Genomic DNA, 15239 nt, shown 5'->3' with positions numbered 1-15239 from the left:
GCTCTACCGCTCACCCCATCGGCAGGCTCTCCCCTTGCACTGCCTGGATGTCCAGTTCCACCTTCAGCGTGGTCCCAATCGCCGCGATGCCGGCCGCCACGACCTGGTTGTAGTTCATCTTGTAGTCCTCGCGGCGCAGTTCGGCGGTGGCGCGGAAGGCGGCGCGGACGCCGCCCCACGGGTCGGGGCCGGTGCCGAGGTAGCTCAGGTCGAGGTCGACGGGGCGGACGACGCCGTGGAGGGAGAGTTCGCCGTGGACGGTCCAGCGGTCGGGGCCGGCCGCCGACAGGCCGCTGCTGCGGTAGGTGATCTCCGGGAACTCGTCGACGTTGAGGAAGTCCTCGGAGCGCAGGTGGCCGTCGCGCATGCCGTTGCCGGTGTCGACGGTGGCGGCCTTGATGACCGCCTCGACGAGTGACTTGTCCAGGTCCTCGGCGATCTCGATCCGGCCGCTGAACTCGGTGAACCGGCCGTGCACGCTGGAGATGCCCAGGTGCTGGGCGACCGCGCCCACGGTGGAGTGCATGGGGTCGATGGTCCAGGGGCCGGGCGGCGGCAGTTCCGCGCCGCCCTGGCGGGCCAGGACGACGGTGCCGACGTCCATCCGGCCGCTCGCCGTCACGATCGCGCTGGAGGCGACCGGGGCGTAGCCGACGGCCGTCACGATGACCGTGTACGGGCCGGCCGGCAGCGGCTGTTCGCTGCGGACCGCGCCCTGCTCGTCGGCGGAGGCGCGCAGCACCTGCGCGCCCGTCATGTCGGTGATGGTCAGTACGGCGTGCTGGACCGCCCAGCCGTCCCGTGTGCGGACCTGCGCCCGCAGTCCGGCAGCTCCCGCGCCGCTCGAAGTCATTGCCTCTCCCGTTTGTTGCCTGGTCCGTAAAAAGTCGGGCCCCGGACGGCGACGTGCAGGCCGTCCCCTGCCTGTGCGCACGCCGCCGCCGGAGCCCTGGGGGCCGGTCCGGGACGCGCTTCCGCTCGACGCGCGCCCCGGTCCGGGGATTTGGTGCCGCGGGTTGCCCGCTCCGTACGGGGTCCCGGGCCGGGGTCAGTCCCCTGGATGTGCGAGCTCGACGTCGTAGCCGTCGACCCCGCCCGCGTCGACCGCAAGGCCGGTGGCGACCGGCGGGTAGCCGCTCGCGATGACCGTGTAGTCGCCGGCGTCCAGGTCGGTGAACGCGTAGGCGCCGTCCTCCCCGGTGGTCGAGGTGGCCACGACGTTGCCCGCCGCGTCCACCAGCGTGACGCGGGCGTCGGGCAGCGGGATGCGGTGGGCACCCGCCCGTACGACGCCCTGGACCCGTGCGCCGGACAGCAGCTCGACCTCGATACGGGTCGTGCCCTGGCCGCCGACCTCGACCGGCAGTGCGGACGGGCGGTAGTGGGCGGCGTTGACGGCGACGGTGAAGGTGCCGGGCGCCAGCTCGTCGAAGGCGAAGTGGCCCTCGGCGTTGGTCTTTCCGGTGGCCAGCACCTCGCCGCGGACGTCGGTGACGACGACCATCGCACCGTCGACCGGCTGCCCGGTGACCACGCTGCGGACCTGGCCGCCGAGGCCGCTGGTGCCGCTGAGCAGGATGTCGTAGCCGTGGGGCGCCTCGCCGACGACGACCGTGGAGGCCTGCGGCTGGTGGCCGTCGGCCGCGGCTATCAGGACGTACGAGCCGGCGCCGGGGGCGTTCAGTACGTACGAGCCGTTGGCCTGGGCGACCGCACGGCCCAGCTGGCGGCCGCTGAGCGAGATCAGCGTGACGGCCGAGCGGGGTACGGGGTTGCCCTCCGCGTTACGGACGAAGCCGTGGATGGCGGGGCCGGACGGGGTGCCGTCGCCGCCGGCGGAGGCGTACGCCGCCAGGGGCTGGGGAGTCGCCGCGACGGCGGGCTGGGCCCAGGAGGGGGTGTGTGCGTCCTCGTCCGAGGTGAGCGGCGCGCCCACCAGGGCGGGCTCGCGCTCCTCGGCCCGGTCCGGGGCACCGGCCCGGTCCGGGACGGTGGCATCCGACGGGGTCGCCGACGGGGCCTCCGCGGCCGCCGCGCTCTGGGACAGTCCGCCACGCGTCTTCAACGCGACCTCCTTGATGAACAGGGTGAAGAGGAAGGCGAGCAGCGCGCAGGGCGCCGCGTACAGGAACACATCGCCGACACCGTGCCCGTAGGCGCTCTCCATGACGGTGCGCAGCGGCGCCGGGAGGGCGTCCAGGTCGGGGATGCCGCCGCTGTTGCCACCGGCGTGGGCGGCCGCCTTCGCGGCCTTGGGGCCGAGGTCGGCGAGCCCGTCCTTGACGTAGTGGGTGACGCGGTTGGCGAGCACCGCACCGAGGGCCGAGACGCCCACCGCACCACCGAGGGAGCGGAAGAAGGTCACGACGGACGAGGCGGAGCCGAGGTCCTCGGGGGCGACCTGGTTCTGCGTGGCGAGGACCAGGTTCTGCATCATCATGCCGATGCCCAGGCCCATCAGGGCCATGAAGATCGCGATGTGCCAGTACTCGGTGTCGTACCGGATGGTGCCCAGCAGCCCGAGCCCCGCGGTCACCAGCACGCCGCCGGCGACCAGCCAGGCCTTCCACTTGCCGGTCTTGGTGATGATCTGGCCCGAGACGGTCGAGGAGATGAACAGCCCGCCGATCATCGGGATCGTCATCACACCGGACATCGTCGGCGACTTGCCGCGCGCCAGCTGGAAGTACTGGCTGAAGAAGACGGTGCCGGCGAACATCGCGATGCCGACGAAGAGGGAGGCCAGCGAGGCCAGGGTGATCGTCTTGTTGCGGAACAGCCGCAACGGGATGATCGGCTCCTTGGCCCTGGACTCGATGAAGACGAAGATCGCGCCGAGTACGACCGAGCCCCCGACCATCGCCGCCGTCTGCCACGACATCCAGTCGTACTTGTCGCCGGCCAGCGTCACCCACACCAGCAGCAGCGAGACCGCCGCGCTGATGAAGAAGGCGCCCGCCCAGTCGACCTTGACGCCCTCGCGCTTGACGACGGGCAGCTTCAGGGTCTTCTGCAGCACGATCAGGGCGATGATCGCGAACGGCACACCGACGTAGAAGCACCAGCGCCAGCCGAGCCAGCTGGTGTCGGTGATGACGCCGCCGAGGAGCGGCCCGCCGACGGTGGCGACGGCGAAGACGGCACCGAGGTAGCCGCTGTACCGGCCGCGCTCGCGCGGCGAGATCATCGCGGCCATCACGATCTGGGCCAGGGCGGACAGACCGCCCACGCCTATGCCCTGCACCACGCGGCAGGCGATCAGCATGCCGGTGTTCTGCGACAGCCCGGCGACGACCGACCCCGCGACGTAGATGACCAGCGCGAACTGCACCAGCAGCTTCTTGCTGAACAGGTCGGAGAGCTTGCCCCACAGGGGGGTGGTCGCGGTCATCGCCAGCAGCGCGGCGGTGACGACCCATGTGTAGGAGCTCTGCCCGCCGTCCAGATCATGAATGATCTCGGGCAGCGCGTTCGAGACGATCGTCGACGACAAGATGGCGACGAACATGCCGAGCAGCAGCCCGGACAGCGCCTCCATGATCTGACGGTGCGTCATGGGGGCCCCGTCGGAGGCGCCGTGTCCGCCTCCGTGCTTGGCGTGGCCGCCCCGCACACCTGCTGGTGTGGTCGTAGCCATGTAGTTCCTTCGGTTCCTGTTCAGCCTGCGGGTGTACGGGTGAGGGGGTGGAGGGAGTCGTGAGGCGCCCGGGTGCGGCAGTCGCCGAAGCTCGTACGGAGCCTGGCGAGCAGCTCGACGAGGTGCCCGACGTCGGTGTCGGTCCAGTCGTCCAGGTACCGGGCGAGGGTCTGGGTGTAGCGCTCGGAGAGCTCCTCGAGGAGTTCCCGGCCGCTCGGGGTCAGGCGCAGCAGTCGCGACCGCTTGTCCGCCGGGTCGGGCTTGCGCTCGATCCAGCCGCGTTCGCAGACGTGCGCGACATGGCGGCTGGTCACCGACATGTCGATCGCGAGCAGCTCGGCCAGGTGGCTCATCCGCATCTCGCCGTGCCGGTCGAGAAGGGTGAGCACGCCGGCCGATGCGGGCGGGCAGTCCTGGGGCAGGATCCGGCCCATTTCCCGCTTGACGGCGCCGATGGCGCTGAGTTGCCTGGCCAGCTCTTCGTAGTGACTCCGAGTGGCCACGGGCTCCTCCACGCATCACGTCTTTGTTGCTTGAGGCAACCATAGATTATGTTGGTTGCTGAAGGCAAACTTGTTTCGGACGTCCGGGGTAAAGCGAACGAAAAGTCTCGACCGGGCCGCGGTCAACGAACCCACCCGGTCCCGTAAAAGTGCAGGTCATGTGGGCACGCGCCCCAGGGGTGCCCCTCGGACCCCCAGTTCGCTAGGGTCCTTCCCCATGGCGACCAACCCCCAGAACCAGGCCGGCGGCAACTACGACCCGGCGGGCAGCACCCAGATGTTCCGCGCCTTCGTGGACGAGGGCGGAACCCCCCAGAGCCCTGACGGCCGCCGCGCGGCAGCGCCGCAGCAGAGCGGCGGCGCGCGCGTGGGCGTCATCGTCGGCGTGATCGTGGCGGTTCTGGTGGTGGCTGGAGCGGCCTGGCTGGCGCTGAAGTAGAGCGGCCCTTACGTCGCCGCGGAGGGCGCCTGCCCCGCCCCGTACGGAACGTCCGGCCCGCTGTCATGCGACGGCGGGCCGCATTCATTGGCCGGGCGGGCGGCCCGGCGGCGCGTTCCTCCTACTCCTCCGCCTCCGCAGCCGCAGCCGCATCCGCCTCCCGCAACCGCTCCGCGACCTGTCGCGCCTCGGTGAGGACCCCGCCCAGCCCCTGGTGGGTGAGCCGCCCTCCGCGCTTCACGGGCCGTCCCTCGACCAGCACCGTGTCGATGTTGCCGGGGTGGGCGGCCAGCACCACGGCGCCGATCGGGTCGTGGACGACCGGGGCGAGATTGACGGCGTCGGCGCGCAGCAGCAGAAGGTCGGCGCGTTTGCCGATGCCCAGCGAGCCGACCGCGTGGTCGAGGCCGAGCGCCGTGGCGCCTCCCATGGTGGCCATCCGCAGCACATCGGGCACCGTGAGCGGGAGGCCTTCGTCCGGGCCGCCGTCCGGGCCGTCCTCGAAGTGGCCGCTCATCAATGCCGCCCGCATCTGCGAAAACATGTCGCACGGCGCCGAGGTGACGGCGTCCGCGCCCAGCCCGGTGGTGATGCCCGCCCGCCGCAGCCGCCCCACCATCGGGGGGCCGAACCGCATCGACGCCTCGATGGCCGGTGTGATGGCCATCGCGCCCCCGGAGTCGGCGATCAGCTTCAGCTCCGGGTCGGCGAGCGAATTACCGTGCACGTACAGGGTGTCGGCGCCGAGCAGCCCCGCCTCCTGGAGCGCGGCGATCGGCCGCTGCGCCACCGGGCCGGCGTGCACATGGACGGCGATCGGCAGCTCCAGCTCGCGTGCGAGCAGCCAGTCCTCGCGGGCCGTGCCGATCGGCGCGAACGACGGCCCCAGGGGTGCGAGCGCCATCGTGACCAGTCCGTCCCGGGACGGAAAGTGCTCGGTGCGCACCCGCCGCACCCGGTCGGCCTGCCGCGCAGCCTCGTCGAACACGGGATATCCGTAACCGAAGACGGCCCGAATGCCCGCCGTACGGAGCGCCAGTACGGCGGCGGCGCTGTGCTCCGGCGTGTACTGGATGTGGGAGAAGTCCTGCACGGTGGTGACCCCCGCATCCAGGCACTCCAGGGCGCCCAGCAGGTTCCCGGTGTGCACATCGGCGGGGGTGAGGCGGCGCGCGTGGCGGTCCAGGATGCGGCTGAGGTAGCCGTCGAGACTCGCGTCGACCGCGGCGGAGCGCAGGATCGTCTGCCACAGGTGCCGGTGGGTGTCGACGAAGCCCGGCAGCACGATCATCTCCCGGGCGTCGATCATCTGGGCGTCGTGGACCGGTAACCGCGTCCCTACGGCGGCGATCCGCCCGTCCTCCACGAGCACATCGGTGTGCGGGCGGACGGCCGGCTGTGGATCGGTGTCGATGACCAGCCCGTCGCGGAGCAGCGTGCGGTGTGGTGTGCGGTGGTGATCCCCCATGGCAAATCTCCCTCTCCAACGGTGAGTTCAACATAAAGCTTTCTAGAAAGCTATCACCCAAGAGGTCGAACGCGCGGCGCAAACTATCCTTCCGGGGTGACCGCCGGACCTGCCCCCGCTGCCGATCGTGCTCCCGCTCCGGATCGTGCTCCCGATCCCGCTCCCGACCCCGTCGACGCGCTGATGGGCGCCTGGCGCACCGAGCTGCCCGACGTCCTCCGCCCCGCCACCGAACTCGCGAAGCGCATCGCCCGCCTCGCGACCGCCCTCGACCAGGCCACTCGCCGCGTACTGCCCGAACTGGGCCTGACCATCGCCGAGTTCGACATCCTCGTCGCGCTCCGCCGGGCCGGCGACCCGTACCGGATGAAGCCCAACGAACTGGCCCGCTCGCTGCTTCTGTCCTCCGGCGGTACCAGCAACGTCGTCAACCACCTCGCCGACCGCGGCCTGGTCCGCCGCGAGCCTTCGCCGGACGACGGCCGCAGCACCATGATCCGGCTGACGGCGGAGGGCGTGACCCTCGCCGAACGCGCCGTGCGGGCCAATGCGGACGCGCACGAGGCGGTCTTCGCCGAGGCCTCCCCGGAGGCTGTACGTGCGGCCACCGAGGCCCTCCGCGAGCTGGGCGGTGAGCGGCCCGCCCCGTCGCCGAGGCGGACGGGGCGGAACCGGAGCCGGTCGTAGGAGGCCACCCCCGGGCCGCCGCGCCGGCCGACGTCGATGCGTCCCCGGCTCTCGGCGGCCCGTAGCGCCTCGCGCTCTCCGCTCCGGTGGGCTGTCCTGCGGCGGTACACGTTCTCTCCTGGGGACGTGAAGGCGGAGCTGGCCACGGGGCCCACCACCGCGAAGACGGTGGTGGCCGGGCTGCTGTGGAAGCACGCCGGTGACTGCCTGACGGACCAGAGTGCCGTCAAGGCGCCGTACAGCTGCTCCGGGAACATCTACGACATCACGCTGGACGCCGCGGGCAAGGCGAGGCCAGCAAGGAGATCTGGCACGCCTGAGCCGATAGGGACGTGCTCGCCGCACGGTCTTCCGCCCCTCCCTCCGCCCCGTAAATCGGTTGCCGAAGGAGAGGCGGCTTGGCACGGTCGGGCCTCGAGACGACCTCGAGGCATGCAGGGGGAACGATGACCGACGTCGTGGACGTCGACCGCTTCATCGAGGACGGGTTCGTCGTGCTGCGCGGCGCCTTCCCGGAAGCAGTGGCCGAGGAATGCCGCGCCATTATGTGGCCCGACACCGGCTGCGACCCGGACGACCCGGGGACCTGGACCGAGCCCGTCGTACGCCTGGCGGGCTACGGCGACGAGCCCTTCCGCCGCGCCGCCAACACCCCGGCTCTGCACGAGGCGTTCGACCTCCTCGTCGGGCCGGGCCGCTGGGCGCCGCGCGACGGCCTCGGCACCATCCCCGTCCGCTTTCCGCACCCCGACCCGCCGGGCGACGACGGCTGGCACATCGACGCCGGCTACCACCCCGACGGCGCTCCGCCCTGGCCGCCGTGGGTCAATGTCCACTCCAGGGGCCGCGCGCTGCTGATGCTCTTCCTCTTCTCCGAGGTGTCCGAGGACGACGCCCCGACCCGGGTCCGGATCGGCTCGCACCGCTCCGTACCCCGCCTGCTTGCGCCGTACGGCGAGACCGGCCTGTCCTTCTTCGACGTCGGAGAAACCGGACTGTACGAGGCGACCGAGCAGCTGCCCGAGATGCTGGTCACCGGCCGGCCCGGCGATGTCGTCCTGTGTCACCCGTTCCTGGTGCACGCCGCCCAGCCGCACAAGGGCACGACCCCGCGCTTCATGGCCCAGCCACCGCTGCTCCCGGCCGAGCCGATCACCCTGGAGCGGCCGGACGGTGCCTACTCACCGGTGGAGCTCGCGATCCGGCGGGGGCTGGCGGAGGAGTGAGACGGCGGTAGTGGCCGCTGCGGGTGTTCCGGCTCGCGTGCTCGTGCCCGCCGCGCTGCGGCCCGAGTTCCCGCGGCCGGCCGGCGTCAGCGGGACGGTGTCCCGGCGGCGATGCGTTGCCGGGACACCTCGTAGAGCACCGCGGTCGCCGCATTCGCCGCATTCAGCGAACTCGCCGCTCCGCCCATCGGGATGCTGACCAGGTGGTCGCACGCCTCGCGCCAGGCATTGCTGAGCCCGGATGTCTCGTTGCCGATCACCAGCAGCGTCGGCTGGGTGAAGTCGAAGTCGAAAACATCGCAGTCGCCGTGCTCGTCCGTACCGACGACGGCGATCGGATTGCCCTTGGCCCGCTGGGTTTCCACCCACGCGGAGACCTCACGGTGGGAGGGGACCCGGACGGAAGGCAGCGCGAACAGGCTGCCGGTGCTGGCCCGCACGCACTTGGGGTCGTACACGTCGGCAGCGTGGCCGGCCACGATCACCCCGTCGGCTCCGAAGGCATCGGCGGAGCGAATGATGGTTCCGATGTTTCCGGGGCTCGTGGGGCGGTCGAAGGCGACGCCGAGAAAGCCGTGGCCCCCGATGATGCGGTCAAGGTCATCGGAGGGCATGGCGACGACTGCCACGACCTCAGGGGCGTCCTCGCTCTTCTCGCCGAGATCGGCCAACAGGCCGGGAGCCATCGCTATCCGCTCGGCCTTCGCCGTACGCAGCAGGCTCTCCGCCCAACGGGAGAGCGGACGTTGGGCGTCGTGGATCAGCGTGTGGACCGTCCAGCCGTGCTCCACCGCCAACGAAATCGGCCGGACGCCCTGCACCAGGAATTCCCTGGCCCTGGTCCGCTTGTTCCGGTTCGTGAGAAAGGACTCCCACTGCTGGAAACGAGCATTCCGGCTTGATATCCGCTGAACCGGCGGCACGCGAACTCCCCCTGTGATGATCCCCGTTGGCGCCTACCGGACTGTACCGGCGGCGCCGTGCGGGGCGCGGCGGAATTACGAGGGGTGCGGAACGGGGCCCGGACCTGCGGTGGTCCGGGCCCCGGAGAATGCCGGCGTCGTCAGGCCTGATCAGCCGCCGCCTGGAGGGCCGCCATGTCGATCTTCTTCATGCCGAGCATCGCCCGCATGGCGCGGGTGGCGCGTGACTGGTCCGGGTCGCTCATCAGCTCGGCGATGCCCGCGGGGGCGACCTGCCAGGACAGGCCGTACTTGTCCTTCAGCCAGCCGCACGGGCCCTCCTCGCCGCCTTCGGAGAGCTTGGTCCAGTAGTAGTCGATCTCCTCCTGCTCCTTGCAGCTGATCTGCAGCGAGATGGCCTCGCTGAAGGTGAACTCGGGGCCGCCGTTGATCGCGGTGTAGCCCTGGCCGTCGAGCTCGAAGTCGACGGTCAGGACGGTGCCGGCGGGGCGGGGGCCGGCCTCGGTGTAGTAGGAGACGTTCTTGATGCTGGAGTTCGGGAAGACCGAGACGTAGAACTCGGCGGCCTCCACGCTCTCGGTGTCGAACCAGAGGTTGGGGATGATCTGGGGCATGGGGTCCTCCTGGCGTCGATGGCCCGTGCGGCCGGCGTCCTGTAGCAGTACTGACCGGCGGGGCGGGCGGAAGTCATCGGCCATCGGGAGGAAATCTCCGCGGCCGCGCGCCGCGCCGGCCGAACCCCCGCCGTCATTTCCAGTGGAAGGCCACGTCCTTGGTGTCGATGTGCATGCCGAGCGGCACCCGCCAGGCGTCCACGCACACCCGCCAGGTGCCGCTCCGCTTCTCGCCGGGGGCGAGGGGGAGGGGGAGCTTGCGGGTGGAGTGGAGGGTGGACCAGTCGACGCCGAGGGCGCCGATGACGTGGGTGCCGAAGGTGACGGTGCCCTCGGTCACCGCGTGCTTACCGGTGTTGAGGAAGTCGAGGGTGACCTTTTCGCACCAGCGGACGTCGGTGTCGGCGAGGTCCGGCTTGCCGATCAGGAGGCCGGCGGGGGCGTCGGGGCCGGCGGGGATGGTGGGGGAGGGGGGTGTGGGGGAGCCGGGGCCGGTGTTTCCGGGGGAGCCGGGGGGCATCGAGGGCCCGGAAGGGTCAGGTGCGGAAGGCCCGTTGGGGGTGTTGCCGCCTGAGCCGCCTGGGGCGTCCGGACCGTGCGGGCCGGCTGGGCCGCCTGCGCCACCGCCGGACTTCCCGGCGTGCGCGGCGTCGCCGCTGCCCGTCCCGGAGGGGGAGGCTGATGGGGGCCGGCCGGGGGAAGGATCCGTATCGGCGCCGTGCCTCTCGCCGTCGTCGCCGTCCAGAGGCGTCAACTCGACCCCGCCCTCGGGCGGTACGGCCTTCGTCGGGGCCCGGCCGTCGGCGGGGCCCGCCGCGCCCACCGCGACATAACTCTTGTGGGCCGCGCTCCCGCAGCCGGTGAGCAGGACGCCCAGGCACACCATGGCCGCCGAGGCGGAGGCAACAGTCGTTGTCCGTCGCATCTTGGGGGGACCTCCCAGCGGTAGCTGGGGGTCAGTGTTACTGACGGGACGTCAGGAGTACAGGGGTCGGGATCCACAAACCTCGGCGGGCCGAACCGGCCGGCCGTCCCTCCCGTACGGCACCCCGCAGGGCCCGCTGTCCCAGTCCGCCGAGCGGCAAGTCGCCCTGCCCACAGGCCCCTCGGCGGACTCCACCTCAATCGGCGATGAGTCCCTCGCGCAGCTGCGCCAGGGTGCGGGTGAGAAGCCGGGAGACGTGCATCTGGGAGATGCCGACCTCCTCGCCGATCTGGGACTGCGTCATGTTGGCGAAGAAGCGCAGCATGATGATCTGGCGCTCGCGGGGCGGGAGTTTGGCCAGCAGGGGCTTGAGGGACTCGCGGTACTCCACGCCCTCCAGCGCGGTGTCCTCGTAGCCGAGGCGGTCCGCGAGGGAGCCCTCGCCGCCGTCGTCCTCGGGGGAGGGCGAGTCGAGCGAGGAGGCGGTGTAGGCGTTGCCGACCGCGAGGCCGTCGACGACGTCCTCCTCCGACACGCCCAGGCACAGGGCGAGTTCGGGGACGGTCGGGGAGCGGTCGAGCTTCTGGGCGAGCTCGTCACTGGCCTTGGTGAGGGCCAGGCGGAGCTCCTGGAGCCGGCGCGGGACCCGTACCGACCACGAGGTGTCGCGGAAGAAGCGCTTGATCTCGCCGACCACGGTCGGCATCGCGAACGTCGGGAATTCCACGCCGCGTTCGCAGTCGAAACGGTCGATGGCCTTGATCAGGCCGATCGTGCCGACCTGGACGATGTCCTCCATCGGCTCGTTACGGCTGCGGAAGCGGGCCGCGGCGTAGCGGACGAGCGGGAGGTTCAGCTCGATGAGGGTGTCGCGGACGTAGGTGCGTTCCGCGCAGTCCTTGTCGAGCGTGGACAGCCGCAGGAACAGGGAGCGGGAGAGCGTGCGGGTGTTGATGGCGTCGTCGTTGTGCACCTGCTCGTGCAGGTGCGGCGCGGGCGCGGGAATCGCGGGAAGCACCTTCGAGCTGCCCAGTTCTACGGACATGCCACCCCCTTGAGGTGTCGCTGCGGTGTCCTCGGGCCAAGGCGGACCGAGGAGTTATGCCTCCACCTGAATACCGGAGGCAGCGCCACGGCAAACGCGGTTTCTGCAGAATGTCACATGTCGGCAACACGCTGTAGCGCCATGTCGACATATCTGTGCAGGAACGGGTAGCTCGTCCCGGTGAGGGATCGCTCCTGTTTGCGGTTGGGTGCCGGCGCCTCAGGCGTCGATCCGGTTTGCGGACCGCAACCGGGCGAAGCTCCGCGAGAGTAGCCGGGAGACATGCATCTGCGACACCCCCAGCTCCGCACTGATCTGCGACTGCGTCAGATTGCTGTAGTAGCGGAGGAGGAGGATGCGCTGCTCGCGCTCGGGGAGCTGGACGAGCAGGTGCCGGACGAGGTCGCGGTGCTCCACGCCGGCCAGCTCGGGGTCCTCGTAGCCGAGGCGGTCCAGGAGGCCGGGCAGGCCGTCGCCTTCCTGGGCGGCCTCCAGGGACGTGGCGTGGTACGAGCGGCCGGCCTCCAGGCAGGCGAGCACCTCGTCCTCGCCGATCTTGAGGCGCTCGGCGATCTCGGCGGTGGTCGGGGAGCGGCCGTGCAGTACCGTCAGGTCCTCCGTCGCGCCGTTGACCTGCACCCACAGTTCGTGGAGGCGGCGCGGGACATGCACGGTGCGGACATTGTCCCGAAAGTAGCGTTTGATTTCGCCGACGACGGTAGGCATGGCAAAGGTCGGGAACTGGACTCCGCGGTCCGGGTCGAACCGGTCGATGGCATTGATCAGGCCGATGGTGCCGACCTGGACGACGTCCTCCATCGGCTCGTTACGGCTGCGAAAGCGGGCCGCGGCATACCTGACCAGCGGAAGGTTCGCCTCGATGAGGGCAGCGCGGACCCGGGTGTGCTCGGGCGTGCCGGGTTCGAGGCCCGTCAGCTCCGCGAACAGCACCTGTGTGAGCGCCCGCGTGTCCGCGCTACGGCTCTCGCGCGATGGAGCCTTGGGCGCAGTACGGGCCGTCACGGTCACGCCACCCTTCACAGTGCATGTATCCGGCAAAAGCGGTCATAGCATCACAAGACATGTGCACTGTGTGCAAGCACCCCATAACGCCGTGTTGGGGCGAGAGTTGGCCGACGGAAGGGAAGAAGGTGGGGAGGAAGATTTCCCGTACTGGGGCGGGGTACGGCAAAGCCCCTCACCCGTAGGGGGGGAGGGGCTCGCAGCGCGGGGCTGTCGGGGCTCAGAACTCGTAGTCGGCGATCACCCAGGTGGCGAATGCGCGCCACTGTCCGGCGGCCGCCTGGTGGGCCGGGTGCTCGAGGTAGCGCTTGAGGGCGTCGGTGTCGGCCACGGCGGAGTTGACCGCGAAGTCGTAGGCGATCGGGCGGTCGGTGATGTTCCAGGCGCACTCCCAGAACGCCAGCTCCGGGATCTCGTCCTTCAGTGCCTCGAATGCGCGGACGCCGGCCTGCACCCGGTCCTCGTCGCGGGAGACGCCTTCGTTGAGCTTGAACAGGACCAGGTGGCGGATCACTGGGACCTCCGTGCGGCGGACGGTGCGCAGCCGGTCGGGCGACCGGCCGGTGCCCCGGCCGACTATTTGATCAGCTGGGTCATGAACTCGCCGACGCCCTGAGCAGCGGACGAGATGCCCTCGAAGCCTATCTGGACGAGATCGGCGGCCCGCCCCGGGGACGTGATGATCGTGTACAGCACGAAGACAATGACCAGATACAACGCGATCTTCTTCGCCTGCGCCATCGGTCCCGTCTCCCCTGTCCCTACGGCAGTCCCTGGATGTGCCCTGCTTTGGTGCTGCGCCCCCGTCCCGGACGCAGTCGGGTGAGTGTAACCACAGGTGTTCGACGGCGGCAGCTGTGAAGGCGGGGCCGGTACGTGACCGCGCCGCCGGGCCGCCGTCGCTGATCTGGCCTTTAAGGACCAAAGGCCCGCCAAGGGAGGCCCTTTGCCTCGGGGCGTGGGCGGGCGGCAGGGGCAGGATGAAGGGGTGCCCGGCGGATCTGGCAGGAATCCGCGGGGCCCGGGGACCGGTACCCCACTGCGGGGCCCGCGCCGCGTGCATTCCCCCTGACTGCGGCGTGGGCTTTGGGGTTCTGTCCTCATTGGGGGGAGCGGCTGTCCCCCCGACTACCGCTTCCCCCGGCCGACCATGGAGCCCCGGCTCCGGGCCCCGCCGGCAGCGGCGGCTCGGAGCCGGGGCTCTGGCGTTCGGCCGCACCCGGCGTGGCGTATGCCCGGTGATTCCCTCGTACCCCCTCCCGTCCGCCTTCGTATGCAACCGCCCGCGGTGTGCCCGGCGTCTCCCACCCCGCACGACCCGGATGGCCCGTCGGCATGCATCATGTACGCGACAGAAACGGAGCGCGGCGGCGCGCCGCGGCGCGGGACGCGCGGGACGACGAAAGGGCCACGGGGCACCGGGATGAAGATCGACTGGGACCGGCGTACCTGCGCGCGCCGCGGGCACATCACCTACCTCCCGCACGAGGAAAGCCTGCGCAAGAAGCTGCGCGCGGCCACCGCGCTCGGCGAGGCGTGGCGGTGTCTGCGCTGCGGCGACTTCGCGCTCGGCGCGCCGCACGGCTCCGGCCCGGCCGCCGAGGCCCCGCTGGTCCCGCGCGGCAAGGTTCTGCGCGATCTGTTCATCCTGCGCTTCCTGGCCGTCGAGCGCGCGATCCGTGGCGTGTTCATCGTGCTGGCGGCGGTCGGGGTGTGGCAGTTCAGCAACCGCAAGGACGCGGTCCGCCGGTTCTTCGACGAGTACATCGCGGTGCTCCGCCCGGTGGCCCGGCACTTCCACTACGACCTGGACCACTCGCCGGTCGTCGGCACCATCCAGAAGACCTTCGGCTACCGGCACTCCACCCTGATGCTGGTGGCCGCGCTGCTGCTCGTGTACGCCCTGGTGGAGATCATCGAGGGCGTGGGGCTGTGGCGCGCCAAGCGCTGGGCGGAGTATCTGACGGTGGTCGCCACCGCGGCCTTCCTGCCGCTGGAGATCTACGAGCTGGCGGAGAAGGTCAGCTGGCTCAAGATCGCCACGCTGGTGGTCAATATTCTCGCGGTGCTCTACATCGCGGTCACCAAGCGGCTGTTCGGCCTGCGGGGTGGCCGCAAGGCCTTCGACGAGGAACGTCGGAGCGCCTCACTCATGGAGGTGGAGACCTCGGCAGGGGTACCCGCCGCCCATAATGGCTGACGCCCACGACCCTAGGGGGAACCCACGATGTCCCACACCATGCATCCGCATACGCGCAGCCGCCGCCGGCCGGCCGCCGTCCTGGCCCTGCTCTTCGGCCTGCTGGCCATGACCGCCGGGCCGGCCGTGGCCGCGGAGAGCGCCGCGGCGCCCCGCACCTCGGTCGCCGCCGCACCCGCGTCCGCGCCGGAGTTCGGGCGCGGCCACGGCTCGTCCTCGCACCACACATCGCACTCGATCCACTCTTCCCACCACTCCCAGACGGTCTCCAAGGAGAAGAAGACCTCTAAGTGGAAGAAGAAGGTGAAGAAGAAGTCGAAGAGCTTCTTCAAGAAGCTGGGGATCATCGCGATCGTGCTGTTCGTGATCTTCCTGGTCATCGCGGTCGTGGTGATCTGGCTGATCGTCCACTTCGTCCGCCGCGCGCTGGGCCGTCGTAACGACTGACGCCGGGCGCTCTCCGGGCAACGGGAGCGGACGGAATACGGCGATGTCCGGGGCGGTCGACGGATCGCTGTGCGCGGTGGGCGGGGTGCTGGTGACCAGCAC

At 70.7% G+C, this 15239-nt stretch carries 16 protein-coding genes; 5 read left to right on the top strand and 11 right to left on the bottom strand.

Features of this window, described 5'->3' with window-relative positions; genetic code table 11:
* Positions 1-10: 10 nt before the first annotated feature.
* From AB0D04_RS14440 to AB0D04_RS14430, 3 genes are all read right to left on the bottom strand, one after another.
* Positions 11-853: a YceI family protein gene (locus AB0D04_RS14440; RefSeq protein ID WP_362702803.1), complete on the bottom strand. Its 843-nt coding sequence runs from the start codon at positions 851-853 to the stop codon at positions 11-13.
* Positions 854-1048: 195 nt separating this feature from the next.
* The gene (locus tag AB0D04_RS14435; RefSeq protein ID WP_362702801.1) at positions 1049-3637 is read right to left on the bottom strand and encodes an MFS transporter; all 2589 of its coding nucleotides are present in this window, start codon (positions 3635-3637) and stop codon (positions 1049-1051) included.
* Between the two features lie 20 nt (positions 3638-3657).
* The gene (locus AB0D04_RS14430) at positions 3658-4140 is read right to left on the bottom strand and encodes a MarR family transcriptional regulator (RefSeq protein ID WP_362702799.1); all 483 of its coding nucleotides are present in this window, start codon (positions 4138-4140) and stop codon (positions 3658-3660) included.
* Between the two features lie 217 nt (positions 4141-4357).
* On the opposite strand from AB0D04_RS14430, the gene AB0D04_RS14425 reads away from it, so the two are divergent.
* Positions 4358-4579, top strand: coding sequence for a hypothetical protein (locus tag AB0D04_RS14425; protein WP_362702798.1), 222 nt, complete (start codon positions 4358-4360; stop codon positions 4577-4579).
* A gap of 121 nt (positions 4580-4700) precedes the next feature.
* Here the strand turns inward: AB0D04_RS14425 and AB0D04_RS14420 are convergent, their stop codons facing one another.
* A complete protein-coding gene (locus tag AB0D04_RS14420; protein ID WP_362702796.1) occupies positions 4701-6047 on the bottom strand; it encodes an amidohydrolase family protein in 1347 nt (448 codons plus the stop codon).
* Between the two features lie 96 nt (positions 6048-6143).
* On the opposite strand from AB0D04_RS14420, the gene AB0D04_RS14415 reads away from it, so the two are divergent.
* Entirely contained in the window at positions 6144-6734 is a 591-nt protein-coding gene (locus AB0D04_RS14415; RefSeq protein ID WP_362702795.1) for a MarR family transcriptional regulator, read from the top strand.
* Between the two features lie 446 nt (positions 6735-7180).
* On the top strand, positions 7181-7960 hold the full coding sequence (locus tag AB0D04_RS14410; protein WP_362702793.1) for a phytanoyl-CoA dioxygenase family protein: 780 nt from the start codon (positions 7181-7183) through the stop codon (positions 7958-7960).
* A gap of 86 nt (positions 7961-8046) precedes the next feature.
* On the opposite strand, the gene AB0D04_RS14405 is transcribed toward AB0D04_RS14410, so the two are convergent.
* The 7 genes from AB0D04_RS14405 to AB0D04_RS14375 all read right to left on the bottom strand — a co-directional run bounded on the left by AB0D04_RS14405 (position 8047) and on the right by AB0D04_RS14375 (position 13231).
* Positions 8047-8883, bottom strand: coding sequence for an RNA methyltransferase (locus tag AB0D04_RS14405; RefSeq protein WP_362702791.1), 837 nt, complete (start codon positions 8881-8883; stop codon positions 8047-8049).
* Positions 8884-9023: 140 nt separating this feature from the next.
* Entirely contained in the window at positions 9024-9497 is a 474-nt protein-coding gene (locus AB0D04_RS14400) for a VOC family protein (RefSeq protein WP_362702790.1), read from the bottom strand.
* Between the two features lie 133 nt (positions 9498-9630).
* Positions 9631-10422 (bottom strand): hypothetical protein, encoded by a 792-nt coding sequence (locus AB0D04_RS14395; RefSeq protein WP_362702788.1) that lies wholly within the window; start codon positions 10420-10422, stop codon positions 9631-9633.
* A gap of 196 nt (positions 10423-10618) precedes the next feature.
* Entirely contained in the window at positions 10619-11467 is an 849-nt protein-coding gene (locus AB0D04_RS14390; protein ID WP_362702787.1) for an RNA polymerase sigma factor SigF, read from the bottom strand.
* Positions 11468-11686: 219 nt separating this feature from the next.
* A complete protein-coding gene (locus tag AB0D04_RS14385) occupies positions 11687-12496 on the bottom strand; it encodes an RNA polymerase sigma factor SigF (RefSeq protein WP_362702785.1) in 810 nt (269 codons plus the stop codon).
* A 214-nt stretch (positions 12497-12710) separates the two neighbouring features.
* Positions 12711-13004 carry a Dabb family protein gene (locus AB0D04_RS14380; protein WP_362702784.1) on the bottom strand — a complete coding sequence of 98 codons (294 nt, stop codon included), beginning with the start codon at positions 13002-13004 and terminating at the stop codon, positions 12711-12713.
* Between the two features lie 62 nt (positions 13005-13066).
* Positions 13067-13231 carry a hypothetical protein gene (locus AB0D04_RS14375; RefSeq protein WP_362702783.1) on the bottom strand — a complete coding sequence of 55 codons (165 nt, stop codon included), beginning with the start codon at positions 13229-13231 and terminating at the stop codon, positions 13067-13069.
* Positions 13232-13913: 682 nt separating this feature from the next.
* Here AB0D04_RS14375 and AB0D04_RS14370 point away from each other — a divergent pair.
* On the top strand, positions 13914-14690 hold the full coding sequence (locus AB0D04_RS14370) for a DUF2127 domain-containing protein (protein WP_362702781.1): 777 nt from the start codon (positions 13914-13916) through the stop codon (positions 14688-14690).
* Positions 14691-14717: 27 nt separating this feature from the next.
* The gene (locus AB0D04_RS14365; RefSeq protein ID WP_362702779.1) at positions 14718-15137 is read left to right on the top strand and encodes a hypothetical protein; all 420 of its coding nucleotides are present in this window, start codon (positions 14718-14720) and stop codon (positions 15135-15137) included.
* Positions 15138-15239: the final 102 nt, after the last annotated feature.

The organism is Streptomyces sp. NPDC048483 (assembly GCF_040651455.1).
Classification (GTDB): Bacteria; Actinomycetota; Actinomycetes; order Streptomycetales; family Streptomycetaceae; genus Streptomyces.
This window is presented reverse-complemented; position numbering and strand designations above follow the sequence as displayed.

Bases quoted from the DNA above. Each gene is read 5' to 3' on its own strand.
- AB0D04_RS14410 (WP_362702793.1), top strand. From the start codon at position 7,181: ATGACCGACGTCGTGGACGTCGACCGCTTCATCGAGGACGGGTTCGTC.
- AB0D04_RS14425 (WP_362702798.1), top strand. From the start codon at position 4,358: ATGGCGACCAACCCCCAGAACCAGGCCGGCGGCAACTACGACCCGGCG.
- AB0D04_RS14440 (WP_362702803.1), bottom strand. From the start codon at position 853: ATGACTTCGAGCGGCGCGGGAGCTGCCGGACTGCGGGCGCAGGTCCGC.
- AB0D04_RS14420 (WP_362702796.1), bottom strand. From the start codon at position 6,047: ATGGGGGATCACCACCGCACACCACACCGCACGCTGCTCCGCGACGGG.
- AB0D04_RS14375 (WP_362702783.1), bottom strand. From the start codon at position 13,231: ATGGCGCAGGCGAAGAAGATCGCGTTGTATCTGGTCATTGTCTTCGTG.
- AB0D04_RS14390 (WP_362702787.1), bottom strand. From the start codon at position 11,467: ATGTCCGTAGAACTGGGCAGCTCGAAGGTGCTTCCCGCGATTCCCGCG.
- AB0D04_RS14365 (WP_362702779.1), top strand. From the start codon at position 14,718: ATGTCCCACACCATGCATCCGCATACGCGCAGCCGCCGCCGGCCGGCC.
- AB0D04_RS14395 (WP_362702788.1), bottom strand. From the start codon at position 10,422: ATGCGACGGACAACGACTGTTGCCTCCGCCTCGGCGGCCATGGTGTGC.
- AB0D04_RS14370 (WP_362702781.1), top strand. From the start codon at position 13,914: ATGAAGATCGACTGGGACCGGCGTACCTGCGCGCGCCGCGGGCACATC.
- AB0D04_RS14435 (WP_362702801.1), bottom strand. From the start codon at position 3,637: ATGGCTACGACCACACCAGCAGGTGTGCGGGGCGGCCACGCCAAGCAC.
- AB0D04_RS14400 (WP_362702790.1), bottom strand. From the start codon at position 9,497: ATGCCCCAGATCATCCCCAACCTCTGGTTCGACACCGAGAGCGTGGAG.